The following is a 24,388-nucleotide window of genomic DNA, read 5'->3' as shown; positions in this document are numbered from 1 at the left end:
TCCGTCCGTTGAGCACCTTGGACACCGTGGCCAGGGAATACCCGGTGCGTTCGGCGATGTCGGCCAGCTGCGTGGATTTGGACGACGCTCGGTGACGACGTGCGGTGTCGGGCATATGCAACCCCTTCTACGATATGACGTACAACGTATTCGTGAATACCGGAGTCCAGTATATCGAAATTTTCGACAACACACGAAGAGTGCCGTCTGAAAACATGAAAGCGTCGAAAACTTTCGAAAATCTTCGGAAAGTGTTGAATGTAGAGTGTCGTCGGTGGCTGTTGAGACGGCGGTAGATGTCTGGGCGGGTGATGTGTGGCTGCTTGATGGGGGTGCTGGGCGGTGTGGGGGATGTGCGAAAGACTGAAATAATGCCGTAATCAAGTGATGTCAAACGTTTGCACCGATGCTTCTGCGGTAGGCGGGGTGTGTGGGAGTGGGTTTAGGGCGTGGGCCGCGACACGCCGCGCGCTGTAAGTTTGACGATTTAACTAACTCGCGATAGTATGTTTTCTATCGAAAACAATGAAAGTTTTCGGAATATTAGAATTCGGAATCGCGAGGCGATCGGGTTCGACGGGCCGTAACGCTGCACAACGGCGGAAGGTTCCTGAGCCCGGGAGAAAGGATGCTGCGTCGGGTCGCCGAGGTGGCTGCGGTTTCGAACGGCATATAGGAGGAACGATGAAGTTTAAGAGGATTCTGGCCGCCGGTGTTTCGGCCGCTGCCGTGCTGGGCATGGCCGCCTGCGGCGGCGGAGGCTCGTCCGCCGACGACAACACCATCGTGTTCTGGCACAACGCCACCGCAGGTGACGGTCGTCAGTACTGGGAGGATTTCGCCGCGGCGTTCGAGTCGGAGCACGAGGGCGTCACCGTCCAGATCGAGGCCATCCAGAATGAGGACTTCGAGGGCAAGCTGACTACCGCCATGCAGGATCTGGGTTCCGGCCCGGACGTGTTCATGACCCTCGGTGGACAGAAGGACCAGGACATGATTGACGCCGGCCAGCTCATGGACCTGACCGACAAGATCAGTGACACCGTCAAGACTCAGATGGCCGCCTCGCTCGACTCGGCGACGTATGACGGTAAGATCTACGGCGTGCCGACCACCGTCCAGCCCGGCGGCATCTGGTACTCCAAGGATCTGTTCGCCCAGGCCGGCATCACCGAGGCTCCGACCACCTGGGAGGAGCTGATGGATGCCTGCCAGAAGCTCAAGGACGCCGGCATCGACCCGATCGCCGTCGGCGCCAAGGATGCCTGGCCGGCCGCTCACTGGTATTACTGGCTGTCCCTGCGCATCTGCTCGCCGGACGTCTACGAGGAGAGCATGGCCAACAAGGACTTCTCCGCCGAATGCTGGACCGCTGCGGGCGAGAAGCTGCAGGAGCTCAACGACGCTGGCTACTTCAACGAGGGCTACCTGACCACCACCGCCCAGCAGGGCGCGAGCTCGTCGGCCGGTCTGCTGGCCAATCACAAGGCCGCCATGGAGCTTATGGGCACCTGGGAGCCGGGCGTGCTCAAGGATCTGACCCCGGACCAGCAGCCGATGGCCGACCTCGGCTTCTTCGCCTTCCCGTCCGTTGAGGGTGGCGAGGGTGAGGAGGGCGCCCTGATGGGTGCCGCCACCAGCTTCGGCGTGAACCCGGAGGCCCCGGAGATTGCAATCGATTTCGTGAACAAGATGGCTGAGAAGGAGTGGCAGGACAAGTATGCCACCGCATTCTCCACAATCCCGGCCAGCGCCGAATCGCAGGCCGACGTTGAAGATGAGAGCCTGGCTGGCCTGATTGAGGCTCTCAACGCCTCCGATGGCATGAAGCTGTGGATGGACAGCTCGCTCGGCGCCAACATCGGCACCGCGCTGAACACCGGCGTGGTGAACATGCTCTCCGGTACTGGTACCCCGGAGGACATCGTCAAGGCGATGAACGACGCCGCTGCCAAGGGCTGATATAGCCGAGGCACGCTCTGACTGAATACGGCGGCCGGAACCGACGGGCGAATGGTTCGGACCGAAGAAGACACGGACCACCCCCGACCGGTTCCGGCCGCCGTCCCTTTTCACAGCATTCAACAGACAATCAATGGAGATGCCATGACAAGTGCAATCCAAGCGGAAGCGGCCCGGCCCCGTTCCGCCAAGAAGGAGAAGAAGCCGAGCAATGGCAAGCTGCAGCGCAACCTCGAAATACTTTTGCTTGCGGCGCCGGCCATCATCGTATTCGTCGGCTTCGTCATCCTGCCGCTGATTCTCGGTTTCTACTACGGCTTCTACCGGTGGAAGGGTTTCGGCATGCCGTCCGAGACCGGTGAGTTCGCCGGCCTTGACAACTACATCACCGCGCTTAAGGATCCGACCTTCCAGGCCGCCCTCGGCCACACGTTCATCGTGGTCATCGGCTCGCTGGTCATTCAGGCCCCGGTCGCCATCCTGTTCGCGTTGCTGCTCAATCAGAAGTTCAAGGGCCGCGGTCTGGTCCGTACGCTCATCTTCGTGCCGTACGTGATCTCCGAGGTCATCGTCGGCACCGGCTGGAGCCTGCTGCTGCAGAAGACCGGCGCCGTCAACGAGCTGCTGTCCTACATCGGCATCGACGGTCCCGACTGGCTCGCCGACCCGAAGATCGCCATGATCACGCTGCTGGTCATCATCAGCTGGAAGTACATCGGCTTCGCCGTCATCCTCATGCTCGCCGGCATGCAATCCATCCCGGAGGAGCTGTACGAGGCGGCCAAGGTCGATGGCGCCGGCTTCTGGCAGACCCAGTGGAGCATCACGCTGCCGCTGCTGGCCCCCACCCTGCGTATCTGGGTGTTCCTGTCGATGATCGGCTCGCTGCAGCTGTTCGATCTGGTCAACATCATCTGGGGCAGCTACATCTCCGAGACCGCAGGCGTCTCGACGATGGCTACCTACATGGTGCGCAACGGCCGCGATTCCGGCAACTACGGTTACGGTTCCGCCGTCGCGATCATCATCTTCATCATCTCCCTGGTCGTGGCGCTCGTTTATCAGAAGTTCGTGCTCAACCGCGATCTGGAAGGTGCCCTGACCGAACAGAAGCAGGCCAAGAAGCGCGCCGCCAAGCGCGCCAAGGAAGCGCAGCGGCTGGCTGCAAGCGAGGTGAAGTGAGATGGCCAAGAACACTCAATACACCAAGGCCAACGGTTACCGCGTCTCGCAGAAGACCCCGTGGGGCCACCCGGTCGTCTATCTGCTCTCGGTGATTCTGGTCGCGATCTGCACGGTCCCGGTGCTGTACATCATCATCGGTGGCTTCCGCACCAACTCGCAGATCACCAACAACCCGTCGGGTCTGCCGGATCCGTGGGTCATCCAGAACTACGTCAATGTGGCGCAGAGCGACACCTTCTGGGTCGAGCTCAAGAACTCGCTGATCGTCGCGATCTTCACCATGCTGGGCGTGGTCGTGCTCGGCATCATGGTCAGCTACGTGATCGCGCGTTACAAGTTCAAGTACGCGCCGCTCATGTACTCGCTGTTCTCGGCGGGCCTGATGTTCCCGATGACCGTCGGCATCACGCCGCTGTACCTGATGATCCGCAACCTCGGCCTGTCGAACTCGCTCGCCGGCATCATCCTGCCGCAGATCGCGTTCGGCCTGCCGCAGACCATCATCATCCTGGTGCCCTTCCTGCAGTCCATCCCGAACGAGCTTGAGGAGGCGGCGCTGCTCGACGGCTGCTCGCGTCTCGGCTTCTTCTGGCGCATGGTCATCCCGCTGGCCATGCCGGGCGTGGCCACCGTCGGCATCCTGCAGTTCGTGGGCAGCTGGAACGGCTACATGCTGCCGTTGTTCGTCCTGAGCAGCTCCGACAACTACACCTTGCCGCTCGGCGTGTCCATGTTCAGCTCGGAGCATTCGGTCGATACGGCCGCCGTGCTGGCGTTTACGTCGCTGGCCATGCTGCCGGCCCTGATCTGCTTCACGATCTTCCAGAAGAAGATCGTCGGCGGTCTGACCGGCGCCGTCAAGGGCTAATCGGCGCAGTCAAAAGCTGATTGGTCATCAGGAAGGGCACCCCCAAGAAGGGGGTGCCCTTCCTGATATGGAGCACGAAGATCTCCAATACATTGCTCGCTGGGTTCTAGACGAATCCGTTGATATCCGTATTGATGATGGACTGTTCAAAACTGATCGACTACGGATCGCTGTACAACCTGAAAATGAATCCCGCTTTCCCGCTGATGTTGTCAGCCGTCCCCTCATCGAGAGATAAATATTAGAAAAACGATATAATACAACGTTGCGCGATTTGCGGTCTGGTCGAACGTAAGACCGGCTATCGGTTTCAGTTTGAAACCGTGTTCAAAGGCCTGCGCGTCGGCCGGACCAAGGATGCGGCAGGGCAATCGCTGAAGCGTTGGCGTTGTCATTCATCGCTGTGATTGGACGACGTCCCGGGATGCGGTGGACGTCGACGCAATGCAGACAATTACAGCAGAGGGAACGATTGCTGATGCGATATCCCGTCAATTCATTTAGTAGAAATTTGGCCGGGTACAGTTGTCTGTTCTCGTGGTAATCTGGCTCTTCCGGTTTTCGTGTGTGTGATCGGGGTTCATGGTTGGTTGATCTGGTTTTGTATGGTTTGTTTGAATCCTCCGGCGTGCAGGAGGCTTCGGGTGATGTAGTTGCCGAGGTTGGTGAAGCCGAGGGCGATGCCGCGCAGGTGTTCGAGCCGGCCGTTGATGGCTTCGGTGGGCCCGGTACAGCGGGTCCTGCTTCGTGCCGCGCCTGCCGGTGGCCTCCTGCTGGAGGCGTTGGCGGCATTGGGTGAGCTTGTCGCCGGCGAGCCTGACGACGTGGAACGGGTCGAGGACCTCCCTGGCGTGGGGCACGGCCTTCATGACGGCGTGCTTGTATCCGGCGAACGCGTCCATCGCCACGACCCGCACGTTCCTTCTGAACTCCTCGGAGCGGGAGGCGAACCATCCGGCGAACGCCGTGCCGCTCCTGCCCTCGGCCACGTCCAGGAGACGGGCCGGCCGCCCGTCCCTCCTGGGCGTCAGGTCCACGACCACGGTCACGTATCTGGAGCCACGGGGCGTGTGCCGCCACACGTGCTCGTCCACGCCCAGGTGGGTGACCCCGTCCAGGCGGTGTTCGTCGCCGGCCAGATGCTTCATGCCCTTGGCCAGGACCGCGTCGTTCGCGCAATCCCACGAACACCCCAGCGTCGCCGCCACACTGCGCACGCTCATCGCGTCCAGCACCACGGAGGCGACCGCCCACCACGCGGCCCGTTCCGTCAGCCGCCGCCCGTCCGCGGCCACGCGCGACAGGTCGTCCTCCCACGCGCCGCCGCACCCGCGGCATTCGTAACGCCGGCAGCGGACCAGCAGCCGGACCCCGGCCTTGCCCAACGGCACGTGGACGAAGCGGCGCCAACGCGAGCTGCGCACCGGCGCCGGCACCCCGCAATCCCGGCAGACCCTCGCCGGCTCAATGGGCTCGCAACGGATCTCCCACACGCCGCCCCGGCCGCCACATGGCACATGACGCTGTGCCACGCCCCTCAATCCCAGAGAATCCAACCCCAACAACGCATCCCCGTCGAACCTGCTAAACTCGCGTACAGGCCGTGAGGCATCTTCGGTTATCTTTTGCACAACCAACCATGATGCCCCACGGCTCCCCCATCACACACACGAAAACCGGAAGAGCCTGTAATCATTGCAATATCAAGGTTTTGGAGAGTTGATACGATCCATCATGCAAGTTCGCCGAACGCGTGGGACCGCTCAGTGCGGTTCGCTGATCTCCAGTGGGCGCGTGCTGTCCCGGACGATCAGCGTGGTCGGGTAGATGGAGCGGTTCTGGATCGGTCGACCGTGCGGTTTGTCGATGATCATGCGCACGGCCGCGGCGGCCATGTCCTGCAGCGGCTGGCGGACCGTGGTCAGCGCCGGGCCCATGTACGCCGCCGTCTGCACGTCGTCGAATCCGATGACGGACAGCTGCTCGGGGATCCTCAGATCCAGCGTGCGCGCCGCCTCGTAGACGCCCATGGACTGCAGGTCGCTGCCGGCGAAGATGGCCGTGGGGCGTTTGGCGGAGTTCTTGAGCAGCGACAGTCCCTGCAGGTAGCCGCCGGCCGTGGAGAAGTCGCCTTCGCGCACCAGGTCGGGGTCGAAGGGGATGTCGTGCTCGTCCAGGGCCGCCTTGTAGCCGTCGAGTCGCGCCTTGGAGCACAGCATGGAGTTCGGTCCGGTGATGATGCCGATGCGGGTGTGCCCCAGGGAGAGCAGGTGACGGGTGGCGATGAGGCCGCCGGTCCAGTTGTCGGCCTGTACGGAGAGGTTGTCGGGGGAGGGGTCGCCGGCCGGGTCGAGCGTGACATAGTCGATGTTGAACGCCTGCAGGCGTGATTTCTCCGATTCGGTGAGGTTCGAGAAGATCAGCACCACGCCGAGCGGCTGCCGGCGCAGCACGCCTTCGACCCACCGGGAATCGGGGTGCGAGCGGTCGCCGCTTTCGGTGGTGACGACGCTCATCTCATGGGCGCTGGCCTCGTGCACGATGCCGCGCAGCACCTCCAGCGACCAGATGTTGTCGAAGTTCTGGAACACGGCTTCGATGAGCTTGCGGTTCTTGGTGGTGGAGATGCGCTTGGTGTAGCCGCTGGCCCGAAGCGCCTCCTCGATGGTTTTCCTGGTCTGCGGCGCGACGTCGGTCCGTCCGTTGAGCACCTTGGACACCGTGGCGAGGGAGAATCCCGTGGCCTTGGCGATGTCGGAGAGCTGGACCGTATGGCCGCTGCCGGGTGTCGTCTGCGAATCTGACATGGGTGTTCCTTGGGGGTGGGCGTCTGACGGTGACGGAACGACGAAATTATCGGTATTCCACCAGCGCATCCTTCAACTGCTTTCGAGTATAATGATATTTCAACAGTGTGGCTGGTTTAGCGGCGCGTCGGGGTCGCCGATAGGTGAAATATCATCGAAAATACTGAATTATTTTCGAATTTCTCTCATATTGTGGACAAAAGGACACGGTGTGATGTGAAAAAATACCGGAAAATCAACAATTTTGAGCACCTTTCATGCCAGTGTCTTAAGTTTGACAAATGAATTAACTAAACTTATGCTGTAAATTGTTTCGAGAGAAGAAATCGAAATTTCGGACTATTTATAGCGAATAACCCGAACCTTCTCAATTCCACAGCAAAGGAGTTCGAAGATGAACACAAAGAGATGGCGAAAGGCGGCGGCCCTGGCCGTGGCCGGCCTGATGACGCTGTCGATGGGGGCATGCGGCAGCGACGGCGGCGGCAGTCCGCAGTCCGACCAGGTCATTATCAACAGCGTGATGAACTCGTCTTCCCAGGCGTCGCTGAACTACAACCCGTTCTCCCCGACGGCCCTTTCCGGCGTGGTCGGCGCCCTGTACGAGCCGCTGTTCTTCATGAACAACCTCAAGGACGACCCGACCCAGCTCGAGCCGCTGATGGGCGAGTCCTACACGATCAGCGACGACGCCAAGACCATCGACGTCAAGATTCGCGAGGGCGAGAAGTGGTCCGACGGCGAACCCTACACCGCCGAGGACGTGGCCTACACCTTCAACCTGGTCGATTCCAACGCCTCGCTGAACACCAGCGGCTTCGCCGGCACCGCCGAGGTACTGAGCGACACCGAGGTCCGCATCACCCTCGACAAGTCCGAGTCGGTGAACGCGCTGTCCTACCTGTCCGGCACGATGATCGTCCCGAAGCACATCTGGGAGAACATCGACGATCCGGTGACCTACACCAACGAGGACGCGGTCGGCTCCGGCCCGTTCACCGTCGAAGGCGGCAACTTCTCCCCGACCGCCTATACGTTCATGAAGAACCCGTACTACTGGGAAGACGGCAAGCCCGAGGTGGACGGCGTGCGCTACGTGCTGATCACCGGCGGCACCCAGGCCTCGCAGAACGCGCTGACCGGCGGCGACGTCGATTGGATGTCGGCGATCTTCCCGAACATGGACCAGGTGCTCTCCGGCTACCCGGACATCGCGACCGTCGACGTGCCCTCCAGCCAGATGGCCTTCATGACCTGCTCGAACGCCGACCTCGGCTGCACCGGCCCGATCACCGATCCGGCGGTCCGTAAGGCCATCTACTACGCGCTCGACCGCGACCAGATCAACAAGCTCGCGCTGAACGACCAGTACAGCGAGCTCGCCGGCTCGCTCTACCCCTACGGACAGTTCACCAAGTACATGTCCGAGGACGTCCCCGATTCGCCCATTCCGGGTGAGGCCCGCGTCGACGAGGCGACGAAGATCCTCGAGGACGCCGGCTACACCAAGGGCGACGACGGCATCTACCAGAAGGACGGCGTGAAGCTGAGCATCGCCGTGGCGGTCCAGAGCGACTACTCTGACTGGATCAACACGATCAACGTGGCGGCCCAGCAGCTCAAGGAGGCCGGCATCGAGATCCACGCCGACCAGATGTCCTCCAACGAATGGACCCAGGCCATGCAGCAGGGCGAGTTCGAGATGTCGGTCTACGGCCTGTGGGTCGCGGGCGCCGAACCCTGGATGTTCTACAACCAGTTCTATGCGACCAACTCCACCGCCCCGGTCGGCGAAAGCGCCTGGCCGAACTACGCCCGCTACAGCAACCAGACCGTCGATGACGCGCTCAACGTCATCAACGGCACCACGGACGTCAACGTGAAGACCGAGGAGTACGAGAAGATCCAGAACCAGGTGTTCCAGGACATGCCGTACATCCCGATTCTCCGCCAGTCCGGCCTCACCGAGATGTGGACCGACAAGGTGACCGGTTGGCCGACGAACGACAACGTCTACGCCAATCCCCAGACCTGGGCCAACCCCGACCTGGGCATCGTCCTGAAGAACCTCAAGGTCAAGCAGTGATCTGAGCGTTCGAACCACCGGTGCGCGGCGCCGCCGCACGGAGCCGCCGCGCACCGTTTTCGACCAAGTGAGGCAACAATGAAGTTCTACCTGAGAAAGATAGGATTCTACCTGGTGGCGTTGTTCGCGGCGCTGACGTTGAACTTCGCCATCCCGCGCATGATGCCCGGCGATCCCGTCGCGGCGGTGCTGAACAGGCTGGCGTCGCGCGGCGGCACCGTGGCCCCGGAGACCAGGGCGGCGGTGACCGCCATGCTCGGCCAGGACGGTGGCAACATCATCCAGCAGTACATCGACTACCTGAAGAACATCTTCACCGGCAACTGGGGCGTGTCCGTCCTGTACTTCCCCAATCAGGTGACCACGTCCATCGCCTCGGCCCTGCCGTGGACCATCGCGCTGGTCGGCACCACGACGGTGATCTCCTTCTTCATTCAGCAGGCGCTCGGCATCTGGGCCGGATGGAGGCACGGCGGCGTCTTCGACAACATCGTCTCCCCGGTGGCGACGGTGCTGCAGTCCGTCCCGTACTTCTGGCTGGCGCTCATCTTCATCTGGCTGTTCGCCCGCATCCTGCACTGGTTCCCGCAGGCCGGCGGATACAACTACAGGGAGGTCGTGCCGGGACCGACGCTGGACTTCTTCCTGAGCGCGCTCGAATACGCGGCGCTGCCGGCGCTGACCATCCTGATCAGCTCACTGGGCATGGGCGTCGTCGGCATGCGCAACATGATGGTCTCCACGCTGTCCGAGGACTACATCGTCACGGCCGAGGCCAAGGGCCTGAGCCCGCGTCGCGTCATGATGTGCTACGCGGCCCGCAACGCCGTGCTTCCCTCGATCTCTGGCTTCGGCACGTCGATTGGCGCCGTCGTGGGCGGCTCACTGCTCACCGAGCAGGTGTTCTCCTACCCGGGCGTCGGCCAGATGCTGCTGCAGGCCGTGCAGAGCAACGACTACGCGCTGATGCAGGGCATCTTCCTGATCATCACGGTGACGGTCCTGGTGGTGAACCTCATCATCGACCTGCTCTACGGCATCATCGATCCGCGAACCCGGCAGCAGAACTGAGGTGAGAGGCAATGTCTGAAATGAATACCGCCACTTCCGCCGCGAAGACCGTCGTCCCCAAGCGGCGCCATCCTATCTGGGATTCGGTCAAGAGGGTGCTGCCCGAGCGGTCCCCGAAGCTGATCGCCGGCCTGACCATCGTCGGCCTGATGGTGCTTTTCGCCATCGTGGTCCCAATCTTCACTAAGGATCCCAACAAGATCAACGACATCGGTCTGTCCGCGCCGTCCGCCCAGCACTGGCTCGGCACCACGCAGTCCGGCCAGGACGTGTTCACCCAGCTCGGCTACTCGGTCCGCGGCTCGCTGACCATCGGCTTCTCGGTCGGCATCATAGCCACCGCGATGTCGTTCATCTTCGGCGTGCTCGGCACCTACATCGGGGGCATCTGGGACGATCTGTTCTCCCTGATCACCAACATCATGCTGGTGATCCCCGGTCTGCCGCTGACCATCGTGATTGCCGCGCTGATGCCGAGCAAGGGCACCATGATGCTGGTCATCGTCATCTCGATCACCGCGTGGGCCGGCTCGGCCCGCGTGCTCAGGGCGCAGACGCTGTCGATGCGCGGCCGCGACTACGTGCTCGCCGCGAAGATCGCCGGCGAACGCCCGTGGCGCGTGATCACCGTCGAGATCCTGCCGAACTTGCTGCCGGTCATCGGCTCGCAGTTCGTGTTCGCCGTCATCATGGCGATCCTGAGCGAGTCGTCGCTGTCCTTCATCGGCCTGGGCTCGACCTCCTCGTACTCTCTGGGCACGATGCTGTTCTATGCGCAGAACGGCTCGGCGCTGAACACTGGCGCCTGGTGGTGGTTCCTGCCGCCGGGCCTGATGATCGCCATCATCGGCGCGGGCCTGTCCTTCATCAACTTCTCCATCGACGAGGTCATCAACCCGCGTCTGCGCAAGACCTCATCGAAGAAGAACAAGGGAAAGAAGAAGAGGTGAGTGTGATGACGACACAAGATCCCAACGTCCTGCTCACGGTCAAGAACCTCGATGTCATCTACGACACCGACACCCCGGTGCACGCCGTCCAGAACGCGAGCTTCGAACTGCGCCGCGGCGAAATGCTCGGCCTAGCCGGCGAATCGGGCTGCGGCAAGACCACGCTGGCCTACAGCATCAACCAGATGCTGAAGGAGCCCGGCAAGATCAACTCCGGCACGGTCATCTTCCATGACAAGTCCGGCACTGACATCGACATCCGCAAGTTGTCCGGCAAGGCGCTGCGCGAGTACCGATGGGAGAAGACCTCGATGGTGTTCCAGGGCGCGATGAACTCGCTGAGCCCGGTGACCAAGATCGAGAAGCAGCTCGCTGACATCTACAAGACGCACCGTCCGGACATGCCGAAGAAGGAGCGCCACGATCGCTGCGCCCATCTGCTGGAGATGGTCAACGTTGATCCGAACCGTCTGGCGGCGTACCCGTTCGAGCTGTCCGGCGGCATGCGCCAGCGCGTGATGATCGCGATGGCGCTGGCCCTCGAACCGCAGCTCATCATCATGGACGAACCGACCACGGCGCTCGACGTCGTCGTGCAGCGTGAGATCATCGAGGAGATATCGGAGCTGCGCCGCGAGAAGGGCTTCTCCGTCATCTTCATCACCCACGATCTGCCGATGCTGCTCGAGATCACCGACAAGATCGCGGTGATGAAGGACGGCGTCATCGTGGAGCAGGGCGTGTCCGAGGATGTGTACTTCAACCCGCAGCATCCGTACACCCAGCGGCTTCTGAGCTCGTTCCCGTCGCTGACGGGAGACCGCGGCTCGTTCGTCCGCGTTCCCCGCAAGAAGTGAAGGGAGCAGCAATGTCAGTACTGAAACTCGACCACGTCAAGAAGGACTTCAAGCTCCGCGACGGACTGAAGACCACCACCATCCACGCGGTGAAGGATGCGACGTTCGAACTGCCGTCGGACAAGACGATCGCGCTGGTCGGTGAGTCCGGATCCGGCAAGTCGACCATCGCGAGGATGATCACCTGCCTGGAGACGCCCACGTCCGGCACCATCACGCTGGACGGCGAGCCAGTCCCCACGCACGGCAGGAAGCTGTACGAGTACCGTCACAACGTCCAGATGGTGTTCCAGGACCCGTTCGCCTCGCTGAACCCGTACCACACGATCTTCCATCACATCGCCCGTCCGCTGATGCTCAACCATCTGGCGAACAGCCGCGAGGAATACGAACAGAAGGTCATCGAGCTGCTCGAGCGAGTGGAGCTCACCCCGGCGACGAAGTTCATGTACCGCAGGCCCCACGAGCTGTCCGGCGGCCAGCGCCAGCGTGTCGCCATCGCGCGCGCCCTGGCGCCCCAGCCCAAGGTACTCATCGCCGACGAGCCGGTGTCGATGCTGGACGTGTCGCTGCGGTTGGGCGTGCTGAACCTGCTCTCCCGCATCCAGCAGGAGGAGCACATCGGCATGCTGTACATCACCCATGATCTGGCGACCGCACGCCACTTCTCCGACGAGATCATGGTGATGTACCACGGCGACATCGTCGAGCACGGTCCCGCCGACGACGTGATCCTCCACCCGCAGCAGGAGTACACCAAGGTGCTGCTCGCCGCCGCCCCGGACCCGGAGAAGCATTTCGCGAAGGTCCGCGCGGAACGCGCCCGTCAATGACGGCAACCGGGCCGGCACCGGTCGCGTGCCGGCCCTTTTCCAATGCCGCGTCCCGGGAGGGCCGACGCGGCCGTACCAAAGGATTCAATGATGAAGATCTCCAACCCCGTGCTCACCGGCTTCCACGCCGATCCCTCGATGATCCGCGTCGGTGACACTTACTACATCGCCAACTCCACTTTCGAATGGTTCCCCGGCGTGCAGCTGCACGAATCCAAGGACATGGTCCACTGGAACCCGCTGCCCGCCGCGCTGAACACCACCGAGCTGCTCGACATGCGCGGCAACTCGGCCTCCGGCGGCATCTGGGCCCCGGACCTGAGCTACGCCGACGGCAAGTTCTGGCTGATCTACACCGACGTGAAGGTCGTCAACGGCGCGTTCAAGGACTGCACCAACTACCTGGCCACCACCGAGGACATCCACGGCCCGTGGTCCGGTCCGATTCGCGTCAACGGCGTGGGCTTCGACGCCAGCCTGTTCCATGACGACGACGGCCGCAAGTACCTGGTGCAGCAGACCTGGGATCACCGTGAATACAAGCATGCGTTCCACGGCATCACGCTGACCGAGTTCGACGTCGAGACGATGCAGCTGAAGCCGGAGACGGCCCGCACGATCTGGATGGGCGACGACGTCAAGCTCGTCGAGGGCCCGCACCTGTACAAGATCAACGGCTGGTACTACCTGTTCGCGGCCGAGGGCGGCACCGTGTGGACCCACCAGGAGGTCGTGGCACGCTCCCGCACGCTCGATGAGCTCTCGTTCGAGGCCTCGCCCACGAACCCGTTCATCACGAATTTCGACACCCCGCGCAGCTACCTGCAGAAGCAGGGCCACGGCGCCCTGGTGGACACCCCGTCCGGCGAATGGTACTACGCCTCGCTGTGCGGCCGCCCGTGGCACCACGAGACCGAGTCGTTCACCGACCCGCGCGGCTGGTGCACGCTGGGCCGCGAGACCGCGATCCAGAAGGTCGAGTGGGACGAGGACGGCTGGCCGTACATCGTCGGTGGCCATGGCGGCGAACGCTACGTGGAGGCCCCGAAGGACGCAATCGAGACGGTTGCGCCCGAGACCCGCAACCAGCACGACGAGTTCGAGTCCGATACGCTCGACCCGCGTTGGAATACGCTGCGTGTGCCGTTCGACGAGAAGATGGGTTCGGTCGGTGGCGGCAGCCTGAGGCTGATCGGACAGGGGTCGCTGTGCAACACCTTCGACCTGTCGCTGGTGGCCCGCCGCTGGCAGGCGTTCGATTTCGACGCCGAAACGTGCGTCGAGTTCGACCCGAAGACCTACCAGGCGATGGCCGGTCTGACGAACTACTACAACGACCAGCACTGGTCGTGGGCATTCGTCACGTATGACGAGGACCGCAAGTGCCGCGTGATCGAGGTGGCGCAGAACGACCGCAACAACTACACCTCGTTCCTGCGCGAGAACGCCGTGGTCGTGCCCGAGGGTGTCGAGCGTGTGTGGCTGCGCGCCAAGGTGCGCACCCAGTGGTACACCTACGAGTACTCGTTCGACGGGCAGACCTGGACCGAGCTGCCGGTCAAGCTGGATGCGAAGATCCTTTCCGACGACTACGTGAACCAGACATATGGCGGCTTCTTCACCGGAGCATTCGTGGGTCTGGCCGCGGTCGACTACTCCGGCTACGGCGAGGTGGCCACCTTCGACCACTTCGACTACAAGGAGCTGTGAGTTCCAGCCTCCCTCCGGCGGGGGAGGCGACGCGCAACGCCGGAGGGAGGCGGGTTCCCGTCTCCCTCCCTCAGCCGGAAGACATCCGGCACACCCCGCATCGAGGGAACGCTTGAAAAAACCGTAAAGTATAACGTTGTATGATTGGTGGCCGCGCCGGTGCGGCCGGATTTCCAAACGCCAACGACAAAGGAGTTGCAGCATCATGGCTTTCGAGTTCCACGTCCGTCCCGATGGCGACGATCTGTCCGCGGGCGACCTCGCGCACCCGTTCGCCACGATTTCGAAGGCCGCCGAACTGGCCCGCCCGGGGGACACCGTCATCGTGCATGAGGGCGTCTACCGCGAACAGGTCGATCCCGCCCACGGCGGCGTCAGCGATCTGGAACGCATCACCTATCGCGCGGCCGAGGGGGAGCGTCCCGTCATCAAGGGATCCGAACGCATCACCACCTGGGAGCACGATCGCGGCAATGTATGGAAGGTGACGCTGCCCAACACGTTCTTCGGCGCGTTCAACCCGTACCTCGAACCGATCTTCGGCGACTGGCTGAACACGCCGGACCGCAACACCGATGCACCGAAGCATCTGGGCAACGTCTACCTCAACGGCCGGTCGTTCTACGAGGTCACCGACCCCGCCGAGCTCGACGACCCGCAGATCCGCACGACGCTGACCGACAACGCGCTGCAGGTCACCCGTCCGGTGGACGACCCCGACCAGACCCGCTACGTGTGGTACTGCGAGGTCGACGAACGCGCCGAAACCACCACCATCTGGGCCAATTTCCAGGGAGCCGACCCTAACGCCGAGATGGTCGAGATCAACGTGCGCCGCAGCTGCTTCTTCCCCTCGCGCACCCACATCGACTACATCAGCGTCATCGGATTCGAGATGGCGCAGGCCGCCACGCCGTGGGCGCCGCCGACGGCCCCGCAGATCGGCATGGTCGGCCCCAACTGGGCGCGTGGGTGGATCATCCGCGACAACATCCTGCACGACGCCAAATGCTCGGCGGTCTGCCTGGGCAAGGAGGCCTCCACCGGAGACAACGAGTGGTACCGCACCGAACGCAAGACCGGCTACCAGTATCAGCTCGAAGCCGTGTTCAAGGGACTGCGCGTCGGCTGGACCAAAGGCGTGGTCGGCGGCCACCAGGTCATCGGCAACACCATCCACCACTGCGGACAGAACGCGATCGTCGGCCATATGGGCTGCGCGTTCAGCGAGATCGCCTACAACCACTGCCACCATATCGGCCTCAAGCGTGAATTCTTCGGATGGGAGGTGGCCGGCATCAAGTTCCACGCCGCGCTGGACACGCAGATCCACCACAACGACATCCACGACTGCTCGCTCGGCCTGTGGCTTGACTGGCAGGCGCAGGGCACGCGCGTCAGCGCGAACGTGTTCCACCACAATGTGCGCGACCTGATGATCGAGGTCACCCACGGGCCGTGCCTGCTCGACAACAACGTCTTCGCCTCGCCCTGCACGTTCCAGCAGTTCGCGCAGGGCACCGCGTTCGTGCACAACCTGATCGCCGGCCGCATCGACCTGCATCGTGTGATGGACCGCTCCACGCCGTACCATTTCCCGCACACCACCGAGGTGGCCGGCTGCGCGTTCGTCTCCGGCGGCGACGACCGCTACTACAACAACGTGTTCACCCAGCCCGACGGCGGCGGGGACTGCCCCGGCGAGGTCGCGCTCGGCGCCTACGCCGGATACCCGACTTCGATGGAGGAATACGTCGCCAGCATCCACAAGGCGGTGGCCGAAGGCCTGCAGGGCGGCGGCGACCCGTCCCCGGTGCAGCCGTTGTACGTCGGCGGCAACGCCTACTGCGGCGTGCCGGTGGCGGAACAGGAACGGGACGTGGTCCACATCGACGCGCCGTTGACCATCGCCGTGGATGAGAGCGATGACGGCCCGGTGGTGAGCGTCGAGGTGCCCGCCGCATTGGCGAGCGAACGCGTGCCGATCGTCGGCACCGCGGATCTGGGCACGCCGCGCATCGTCGAGGCACTGTACGAGAACCCGAACGGCACCCCGATCCTCTTCGACACGGACATCGCCGGCGAGCGGCGGAACCGTACGGTGGCGCCGGGGCCGTTCGCGCAACTGCATCCGGGAACCAACCGTTTCGTGATCGGCCGGCGCGCACGCTGAGCGCACCACGAACAGACAAGCAAAGGAGCTGATCATGCTACGCATCGTCCACACCGGCTGCGGCGCCGTCGAAGGCATTGCGGCACCGGAACCCGAGATCACGGTCTTCCGTGGTATCCCGTTCGCCGCGCCGCCGGTCGGCGACCTGCGCTGGCGCGCACCCCAGCCGGTGGCAGCTTGGGCGGGCACGCTGGCGGCGCACGACTTCGCCCCCGCCTGTCCGCAGCCCACACCGGGAGACTCGAACGAGTTCTATGACCGCGAATGGGGCACGGACCCCGCCATCGCGCTCGACGAGGACTGCCTCTATCTGAACGTGTGGACCCCCGCGCTGCGCGGCAGCGACGAGGACACACGGGTGAGCACGGATCGCCCGCTGCCGGTGATGGTGTGGATTCACGGCGGCGCATACCAGTCCGGCTGCACCGCCGAAAAGGAGTTCGACGCCTCCGCCCTCGCACGCCGCGGCGTGGTGGTGGTCTCCCTGACCTACCGACTCAACGTGTTCGGCTTCCTGACGCACGAATGGCTGCGTGAACAGTCGCAGGCGCGTCAGGACGGCGAGCCGTACGCGAACTTCGGACTCCTGGACCAGCGCGCCGGCATCCAATGGGTGCACGAGCATATCGCCGCGTTCGGCGGCGACCCGGAGAACATCACCATCTTCGGCCAGTCGGCGGGCGCGGGCAGCGTGCTCGCGCAGATCTGCTCGCCGATGAACAAGGGCCTGTTCGGCCGGGCCATCATGCAGTCCGGCGCAGGCCTCGGCCTGTTCAACCGCCAGCAGCAGTCCTTCGACCAATCCCACCGCAACGCCGAACGGCTGTTCGCCGCGCTGGGCGTCTCCTCGCTCGATGAGGCGCGCCAGGTGCCGGCCGCGGACCTGCTCAAGGCGGCCGAGGACCTGCCGGTGCCGCCCGACTCCGGCCGCGAAGGCGAATGGTCGATGATGGTCAACTGGGTGCCGTGCGTGGACGGGCGGTTCCTCACCGACCAGTTCGCGCGCACCATCGCACGCGGGGAACAGAACGAGGTCGAGATCATGCTGGGCAACACCACCGGCGAGTTCATGGAGACCGACACCGACGGCACCCAGCTGCCCGCGGGCGAGGTCGGCAACCTCAAACTGATCGCCGAATGGATCCGCAGCGGCCGCAAGGCGCCGTACTACTACCGGTTCGACGTGACCATGCCCGGGGACGACGCCGGCGCGTTCCACTCGTCGGAACTGTGGTTCTCGTTCGGCACGCTGGCCACCTGCTGGCGTCCGTTCGTCGGATGGCACTACGACCTGTCGCGCCGGATGGTCGCCTACTGGACGAACTTCGCCGCCACCGGCGACCCGAACGGCCCCGATGCGGACGGCACGCCGCTGCCGGAATGGACGCGGTACGCCCCGTTCGGCGACGACGCCATGCGCCTCGGCCATCGGACCCGCATGATCCGCGACTGGAGTACGAACGCCGAACGCAACGCGTTGCTGCAATGGGGCAGCGCGACGACCAACTGAACCACGAGAACACGAAGGAGAACACCGATGACCGACCACAACGCTTCCGAAACCAGCCTGTTCGAACAGTGCGGCTACAGCCGCGAGGCCATCCAGGCCCGCCTGGAGCGCAACTGGTATGAGATGTTCGAAGGCCCGGACAAGATTTACTGGGAGAACGACGAAGGCCTGGGGTACGTGATGGACACCGGCAACCACGACGTGCGCACCGAGGGCATGAGCTACGCGATGATGATCGCCGTGCAGTACGGCCGCAAGGACGTGTTCGACAAGCTGTGGGGTTGGGTCATGAAATACATGTTCATGACCGAGGGCCTGCACCAGGGCTACTTCGCCTGGTCTGTGGACCCCAGCGGCGTACCGAACGCCGACGGTCCGGCCCCGGACGGCGAGGAATACTTCGCGATGGACCTGTTCCTGGCCTCCGCGCGATGGGGCGACGGCGAAGGCGTGTACGAGTACTCCCGCCACGCCCGCTCGATCCTCCACACCTGCGTGCACCAGGGCGAGGACGGTGAAGGCTATCCGATGTGGAACCCGGAGAACCATCTGATCAAGTTCATCCCGGAAACCGAATGGACCGACCCGTCCTACCATCTGCCGCACTTCTACGAGGTGTTCGCCGAGCGCGCCGACGAGGCCGACCGTCCGTTCTGGGCGCAGGCCGCCAAGGCGAGCCGCGAGTACCTGGTCACCGCCTGCCACCCGCAGACCGGCATGAACCCCGAATACTCAAACTATGATGGCACGCCGCACGTCGACGAGCGCGACCACTGGCATTTCTACTCCGACGCCTACCGCACCGCCGGCAACATCGGGCTGGACTGCCTGTGGAACGGCGTCGTGCCGGAACTGTGCGATGCGAATGCGCGTCTGCAGCGTTTCTTCCTCGAACACGACCGCACCTGCGTGTATGCGATCGACGGCACGCCGGTGGACGAGACCGTGCTGCACCCGGTCGGCTTCATCGCCGCCACCGCCGAAGGCTCGCTCGCCGCGATGCACTCGCAGGAGCCGGACGCGCTCGACAACGCGATCCGCTGGGTGCGCCTGCTGTGGGACACCCCGATCCGCACCGGCACGCGCCGCTACTACGACAACTTCCTCTACGCCTTCGCGTTCCTGGCGCTGGCGGGGGAGTACCGCACCTGGTGAGGTGCCGACAGTCTTGAACCCATCGGTTGCGGAGCCGCTCCGTTCGATGGGTTCGGAACAAGGCTGACGCGCCAATGCGTCAGCGAGAGACAAGAGGGAAGGAGGTGCGAGCAAACGGGTTCGGGGCAGAGTGGCTGCCGAACCGAACGGCCCGATACGCGGGCCGGACAAGGAATACACCATTATCAATGAGGAAAGTGATGGATACATTGTTCAATACAACCGATGAGCGTGGGGCGTCCAAGCGCCGTGGCATCGTCGCGGCGCTTGCGGCCGCAGCCATGCTGGTGCCGCTGGCGTTCGCCCCGACGGCCATGGCGGCCGACCCCGACTATCCGGGCGGCATCAAGGGCGAATACAATCCGCTGGGAATCAACGCTGGTGTCGCCATCGAGACATACACCCTCAACCAGGACAAGGAGAAGGCCCTGGTCGAGAACTTCGACCAGATCACCCCGGAGAACTCGCTGAAGCCGGAAGGCTGGTACGACGACCAGCATAATTTCCGCATGTCGGATGACGCGCGGAACCTGCTGACGTTCGCCAGCGAGAACGGCATCAAGGTCTACGGCCATGTTCTGGTCTGGCACTCGCAGACGCCCGACTGGTTCTTCCAGGCCGACGAATGGTGCCATGACACCAACGACAACCCCGGCGTCACCAGCTGCCCGCTTGCCGACAAGGCCACGATGCAGGAACGCCAGCGCAGGCACATCGAGAACGTGGCGGAGGCCATCTCCGACGAATTCGGAAAATTCGGCAGCCCGACCAATCCCGTCGTCGCGTTCGACGTGGTCAACGAGACCGTGAACGACAGCGACGACCCCGCCACCAACGGCATGCGCAATTCGCTGTGGTATCAGACCTATGGGGGCGAGGACTACATCTATGACGCGTTCCGGAACGCGAATACGTATCTGAACGACGTCTACGCCGCCGACGACGCGGAGCATCCGGTGACGTTGTTCATCAACGATTACGGCACCGAGCAGGCGGGCAAGCGTTCCCGCTACAAGGCGCTTCTGGAACGCATGATCCAGCAGGGGGTTCCCTTTGACGGCATCGGTCACCAGTTCCATGTGTCGTTGACCACGGCCTCGTCGAATCTCGACGACGCGCTGACCGATATGTCCTCGCTCGGCAAGAAGCAGGCCATCACCGAACTGGACGTCGCCACCGGAACGCCGGTTACGGAGGCGAAGCTCATCGAGCAGGGACGGTACTACTACGACGTCAACCAGATCATCCACAGGCACGCCGACCAGCTGTTCTCGGTTTCGGTGTGGGGGCTGAGCGACGACCAGTCCTGGCGCAACAAGGAGGGCGCGCCGCTGCTGTTCGACGACAACCTGGAGAAGAAGCCGGCGTACATCGGCTACATCGGTGATAGCGCCAACCTTCCCGAGCCGTTGAAGAGCATGAACGCATTCAAGGATGACGCCGTGGGCATCGACTCGGCGCTTCCCGGTACCGTGGCCGAGTCCGGCGCGTCCTCTCCGTGGGAACGTCTTTCGCTGGTCGAGATGACCCCGTCTGCGTATGACGCCGTTTCCGGCTCGTTCAATGTCTATTGGAAGGACGGCTCTCTGGTCGTCTACGCGGATGTCGCCGATGCCAGCGCGGCGGATGACGACACCGTCACCGTGCGTGTGGGTGACGCCGAGTATACGATCGGCCGCAACGGTGTGACCGGCGGCGAGGGTGTGCAGGCCAACGTCGTTTCGTCTGATGCCGGATACGAAGTCGTGGCCGATATCCCGTACACCGGTGCAGAGAAGGACATCGTCGAGATGAACGTCATCGCGACGGATTCCGCCACCACGGAGACCAGCGCGTGGAGCACGAACGACACTGGCGCCGTCACGCTGGCCGAGCCGCTGAGCTACACGGAAGCCGTGAAGGTTCCCGCCGACGCCCAGGCTCCGGTCGTTGACGCCGACCCGTCGGATTCCGTCTGGGCGGAAGCCAACGAGGTTCCCGTGGGTAAGGTGACCGCCGCCACGCCTTCCCCCGAGGCGACCGCTACCGCCAAGACCCTGTGGTCGGACGGCAAGCTGTATGTCCTCATGGAAGTGACCGACGCGGACATCGATCTGACCAACTCGAATCCGTGGGAGAAGGACTCCGTTGAGGTGTACATCGACCGTGGCAACACCAAGAGCGGCCAGTATACCAACGACATCCAGCAGATTCGCGTGTCCGCCGATGGTGCGGAGCTGAGCTTCGGCTCCGGCGCGTCGGAGGATGTCCAGAAGTCCATGGTCCAGACCGCCGGCAAGCTCGTCGATGGCGGCTATGTCGTCGAGATGGCCATCGATCTGGGAACGGCTGAGGCCGGCACCTTCGAAGGTGTCGACTTCCAGATCAACGACGCGAAGAACGGTGCTCGAATCGGCATCCGCAACTGGGCCGATCCGACCGGTGCCGGCTATCAGACGGCGTCCCATTGGGGCGTGCTGCGTCTGCTGGCCGATCCCTCCGAAACCGAGACCCCGGGTGGAGAAGATCCCGAGACCCCCGGTGACGAGGAGACTCCTGGCGAGGATACCGAGAAGCCTGGCGACGAGGAAACCCCCGGTGAGGATACCGAGAAGCCTGGCGACGAGAAGCCGCGGCCTTCCGACGATGCTGACAACGACGACAAGATGCCGCAGACCGGTTCCGCGGTCATCGGAATCGCCGTGGTGGCGCTGCTGCTGGTTGCCGCCGGATGCGGGCTGGTCATCGCTCGGCGTCGATGAGACTTGTACACCCGCCAGCGCGCCGAATCGTTTCGGCCCCTGCAATGCCGGACGACAAGGCCGCAAGCGGGTGCACAAGCTGAGAGCGTAAGCGCTCAGTTCCGGTCATTCCATAGGCCATGGCATTGGTGGTGCAAGCCTATGGAATGGCCCTTCAATAATAGCGGTGCTTCCTGAGAGTATCGATGGTACAAGGAAGAGTGGTTGGGGGCTGTGGACGTTTTCTTGGAGACTGAGCGGAAGGATTGTTGCCGTGTCCGGTCGCGAGGAGCGTGAACGGGCGGTGGAGCTGTATTTCTCCACACCGATGTCCACGAAGCAGGTTGTGGAGCATCTGGGGTATCCGACCGCGACGAGCACGCTCACGTTCTCCACCGACCCGCCCCACGTGCGCCTGTCGCCGCACGCCGTCCATGAACAGGTACGGGTACGAATGTCCCAATGGCCGGTTGCGCCATTGGTCGATCGGTTGGGGGCTGCATGACTATCTCCAAGAAAACGTCCGCAGCCCCATGTCTCCTTTCAGAGCTCAACCAAAGTGCGCAACAATCCGGACGTTATCGAAGAGTGGGAGGAACGATGAAGACGATGAATAAGGGGCAAGATGCCGTAACGCTTTCGCCGCTGTTCGGCGAAGGGGGAGTGTTACAGTCAGGTGCCCCGTTGAGAATTTGGGGAACTGGAAGGTCTCGTTCGCAGGTGCGGATTACCGTCGCCGATCAATCGTCCGACGCCGTGACCACGGACGATGGCGACTGGACTGTGCAGCTAGGTCCGCTGGAGCCTGGAGGCCCCTACCGGTTGGAGGTACGGGTCGATGACAACGACGAACCGGTGATCGCGCACGACGTCTACGCGGGCGAGGTGTTCATCTGCGCGGGACAGTCGAATATGGAATACCAGATGGAATTCCTGCGCTGGCGGTACCCGTCCGAGTTCGCACGCGACCCTGACCCCCTGCTGCGCCACTGCAAAGTGCCCGTCCGGTTCGACTTCCATGGTCCTCGCCGCGATTTCGACGAGCCGGTCCGCTGGGTTGGCGCGGCCGCCGACACGCTCGACGAGTTCACCGGCGTCGGCTATTTCTTCGGCCGGATGATCCGGCAGTGGCTGGGCGTGCCGGTCGGCCTGCTCAATATCACACTCGGCGGCTCGCCGATCGAATCGTGGATGGACGAGCAGACGCTCGCCGCATGGCCGAAGGCGCTCGCCGATCTGGAACCCTACCGCGACGACGAGGTGGCCCGCACCCGCAGCGAGCAGAGCATCGCCGCGATGAATCGCTGGTATGAGGACCTGCGGACCCGAGAGACCGAAGCCCAATCCGAGAACCTGGGCCACGGCACGCTCACATTGCCCGCGTTCCTGAAGGACGCCGATCCGCGACTGACCGGATTCCGCGGCGTGATCCACCTGCGCCGCACGGTCACGCTGCCCGCCTACGCGGCCGGACAATCGGCGGCGCTGCATCTCGGTGCCATGGTCGACTCCGACGAAGCCTTCGTCAACGGGGTCAAAGTCGGCCAGTCCGAACACCAGTACCTCTCCCGCGACTACATGGTGCCCGAAGGCGTGCTGAAGGCCGGATGCAACGAGATCGACGTGCGCCTGGTCGTCGAACACGGCACGGGCCGCGTGACGCCGGGCAAGCACATGCACCTCGACATGGGCGACGACTCGTACAATCTCGACGGCACCTGGACCTACTCCATCGGCGCACGCACGGACGCGGACTGCCCCGGCGAGGACTTCGTGCGCTGGAAGCCGCTCGGCCTGTACAACGGCATGACCGCGACCTGCGCCGGGTACGCCGCACGCGCCGCGCTGTGGTACCAGGGCGAGTCGAACACCGGCGACGTGGCGGACGACTACGGCCGTATGCTGGCCGCGATGATCGGCTGCTGGCGCAAGGCATGGGGGCAGCAGCGGCTGCCGTTCCTCATCGTGCAGCTGCCGGTGTTCTCCATCGACGGTGTGGAGGACGGCGGCTGGGCACTCGTCCGCAAACACCAGTGGCAGGCCGCCAAGTCGATCGAGGACGTCGCCGCCGTGGTGACCCTCGACGCGGGCGATTGGAACGACCTGCACCCGTGGAACAAGAGCGTGGTCGCAGACCGCCTGTTCGCCGCGGCGCAACGCCTCGTCTACGGCAAGGACGACGCGCCGCGCTCGCCGGAGCCGACCGATGTGCGCCTGGCCGATGGCCGGCTGACCATCACCTTCGACGACGGCACCGGCGATTGCGGCTTGGACACATTAGACGGCGCAGATCCAGGCGAGTTCGAATTGGTGTGGGAGGACGGCTCCCGGCACGCCGTACCGGCGAGCATCGACGGCAACGCCGTAATCATCGCCGTGCCGTGGCGCAGACCGACGGCCGTACGGTACGCGTGGCGCAACGCCCCGAGCCGTGGACTGCTGTGCGGGGCGAACGGGCTGCCGGTTCCGCCGTTCGCCGAACCCATTGCATGACGTAACCG

15 protein-coding genes and 2 pseudogenes are annotated in these 24,388 nt (G+C 63.6%); 14 read left to right on the top strand and 3 right to left on the bottom strand.

Annotated features, from left to right (window positions below):
• Nucleotides 1–684: 684 nt before the first annotated feature.
• From OU11_RS08035 to OU11_RS08025, 3 genes are all read left to right on the top strand, one after another.
• Nucleotides 685–1,962, top strand: a complete 1,278-nt coding sequence (locus tag OU11_RS08035) for an ABC transporter substrate-binding protein (RefSeq protein ID WP_033515991.1) — start codon at nt 685–687, stop codon at nt 1,960–1,962.
• Nucleotides 1,963–2,106: 144 nt separating this feature from the next.
• Nucleotides 2,107–3,144 carry a carbohydrate ABC transporter permease gene (locus OU11_RS08030; RefSeq protein WP_033515990.1) on the top strand — a complete coding sequence of 346 codons (1,038 nt, stop codon included), beginning with the start codon at nt 2,107–2,109 and terminating at the stop codon, nt 3,142–3,144.
• 1 nt (nt 3,145) lies between these two features.
• Nucleotides 3,146–4,015, top strand: coding sequence for a carbohydrate ABC transporter permease (locus OU11_RS08025; RefSeq protein WP_033515988.1), 870 nt, complete (start codon nt 3,146–3,148; stop codon nt 4,013–4,015).
• Nucleotides 4,016–4,595: 580 nt separating this feature from the next.
• On the opposite strand, the pseudogene OU11_RS08700 reads toward OU11_RS08025, so the two are convergent.
• Both OU11_RS08700 and OU11_RS08015 read right to left on the bottom strand, forming a co-directional pair.
• A pseudogene (locus OU11_RS08700) lies at nt 4,596–5,580 on the bottom strand (ISL3 family transposase).
• A gap of 198 nt (nt 5,581–5,778) precedes the next feature.
• The gene (locus tag OU11_RS08015) at nt 5,779–6,822 is read right to left on the bottom strand and encodes a LacI family DNA-binding transcriptional regulator (RefSeq protein ID WP_033515987.1); all 1,044 of its coding nucleotides are present in this window, start codon (nt 6,820–6,822) and stop codon (nt 5,779–5,781) included.
• A 394-nt stretch (nt 6,823–7,216) separates the two neighbouring features.
• Between OU11_RS08015 and OU11_RS08010 the strand changes: the two genes are divergently transcribed.
• The 10 genes from OU11_RS08010 (at nt 7,217) to OU11_RS07965 (ending at nt 21,908) form a co-directional block, all read left to right on the top strand.
• Nucleotides 7,217–8,908, top strand: a complete 1,692-nt coding sequence (locus OU11_RS08010) for an ABC transporter substrate-binding protein (protein WP_033515986.1) — start codon at nt 7,217–7,219, stop codon at nt 8,906–8,908.
• Between the two features lie 78 nt (nt 8,909–8,986).
• The gene (locus OU11_RS08005) at nt 8,987–9,979 is read left to right on the top strand and encodes an ABC transporter permease (RefSeq protein WP_033507725.1); all 993 of its coding nucleotides are present in this window, start codon (nt 8,987–8,989) and stop codon (nt 9,977–9,979) included.
• Nucleotides 9,980–9,990: 11 nt separating this feature from the next.
• Complete coding sequence (locus OU11_RS08000) at nt 9,991–10,929, top strand: ABC transporter permease (protein WP_223224089.1); 939 nt, start codon at nt 9,991–9,993, stop codon at nt 10,927–10,929.
• Nucleotides 10,930–10,934: 5 nt separating this feature from the next.
• Nucleotides 10,935–11,786 (top strand): ABC transporter ATP-binding protein, encoded by an 852-nt coding sequence (locus OU11_RS07995; RefSeq protein WP_033515985.1) that lies wholly within the window; start codon nt 10,935–10,937, stop codon nt 11,784–11,786.
• Between the two features lie 11 nt (nt 11,787–11,797).
• Entirely contained in the window at nt 11,798–12,619 is an 822-nt protein-coding gene (locus OU11_RS07990; protein WP_188599645.1) for an ABC transporter ATP-binding protein, read from the top strand.
• Between the two features lie 90 nt (nt 12,620–12,709).
• Nucleotides 12,710–14,329, top strand: a complete 1,620-nt coding sequence (locus OU11_RS07985; RefSeq protein ID WP_033515984.1) for a glycoside hydrolase family 43 protein — start codon at nt 12,710–12,712, stop codon at nt 14,327–14,329.
• Between the two features lie 205 nt (nt 14,330–14,534).
• Nucleotides 14,535–16,502, top strand: a complete 1,968-nt coding sequence (locus OU11_RS07980; RefSeq protein WP_033515983.1) for a right-handed parallel beta-helix repeat-containing protein — start codon at nt 14,535–14,537, stop codon at nt 16,500–16,502.
• A 34-nt stretch (nt 16,503–16,536) separates the two neighbouring features.
• Complete coding sequence (locus OU11_RS07975; RefSeq protein WP_081963536.1) at nt 16,537–18,012, top strand: carboxylesterase/lipase family protein; 1,476 nt, start codon at nt 16,537–16,539, stop codon at nt 18,010–18,012.
• A 27-nt stretch (nt 18,013–18,039) separates the two neighbouring features.
• Complete coding sequence (locus OU11_RS07970) at nt 18,040–19,167, top strand: family 8 glycosyl hydrolase (RefSeq protein ID WP_033515981.1); 1,128 nt, start codon at nt 18,040–18,042, stop codon at nt 19,165–19,167.
• A 200-nt stretch (nt 19,168–19,367) separates the two neighbouring features.
• The gene (locus OU11_RS07965) at nt 19,368–21,908 is read left to right on the top strand and encodes an endo-1,4-beta-xylanase (RefSeq protein WP_033515976.1); all 2,541 of its coding nucleotides are present in this window, start codon (nt 19,368–19,370) and stop codon (nt 21,906–21,908) included.
• A 342-nt stretch (nt 21,909–22,250) separates the two neighbouring features.
• On the opposite strand, the pseudogene OU11_RS09620 reads toward OU11_RS07965, so the two are convergent.
• Nucleotides 22,251–22,374: pseudogene (locus OU11_RS09620) on the bottom strand (transposase); the annotation flags it as partial.
• A gap of 233 nt (nt 22,375–22,607) precedes the next feature.
• On the opposite strand from OU11_RS09620, the gene OU11_RS07955 reads away from it, so the two are divergent.
• Complete coding sequence (locus OU11_RS07955) at nt 22,608–24,380, top strand: sialate O-acetylesterase (protein ID WP_052122792.1); 1,773 nt, start codon at nt 22,608–22,610, stop codon at nt 24,378–24,380.
• Nucleotides 24,381–24,388: the final 8 nt, after the last annotated feature.

It is taken from the genome of Bifidobacterium pullorum DSM 20433, assembly GCF_000771405.1.
Taxonomy (GTDB): Bacteria; Actinomycetota; Actinomycetes; order Actinomycetales; family Bifidobacteriaceae; genus Bifidobacterium; species Bifidobacterium pullorum.
This window is presented reverse-complemented; position numbering and strand designations above follow the sequence as displayed.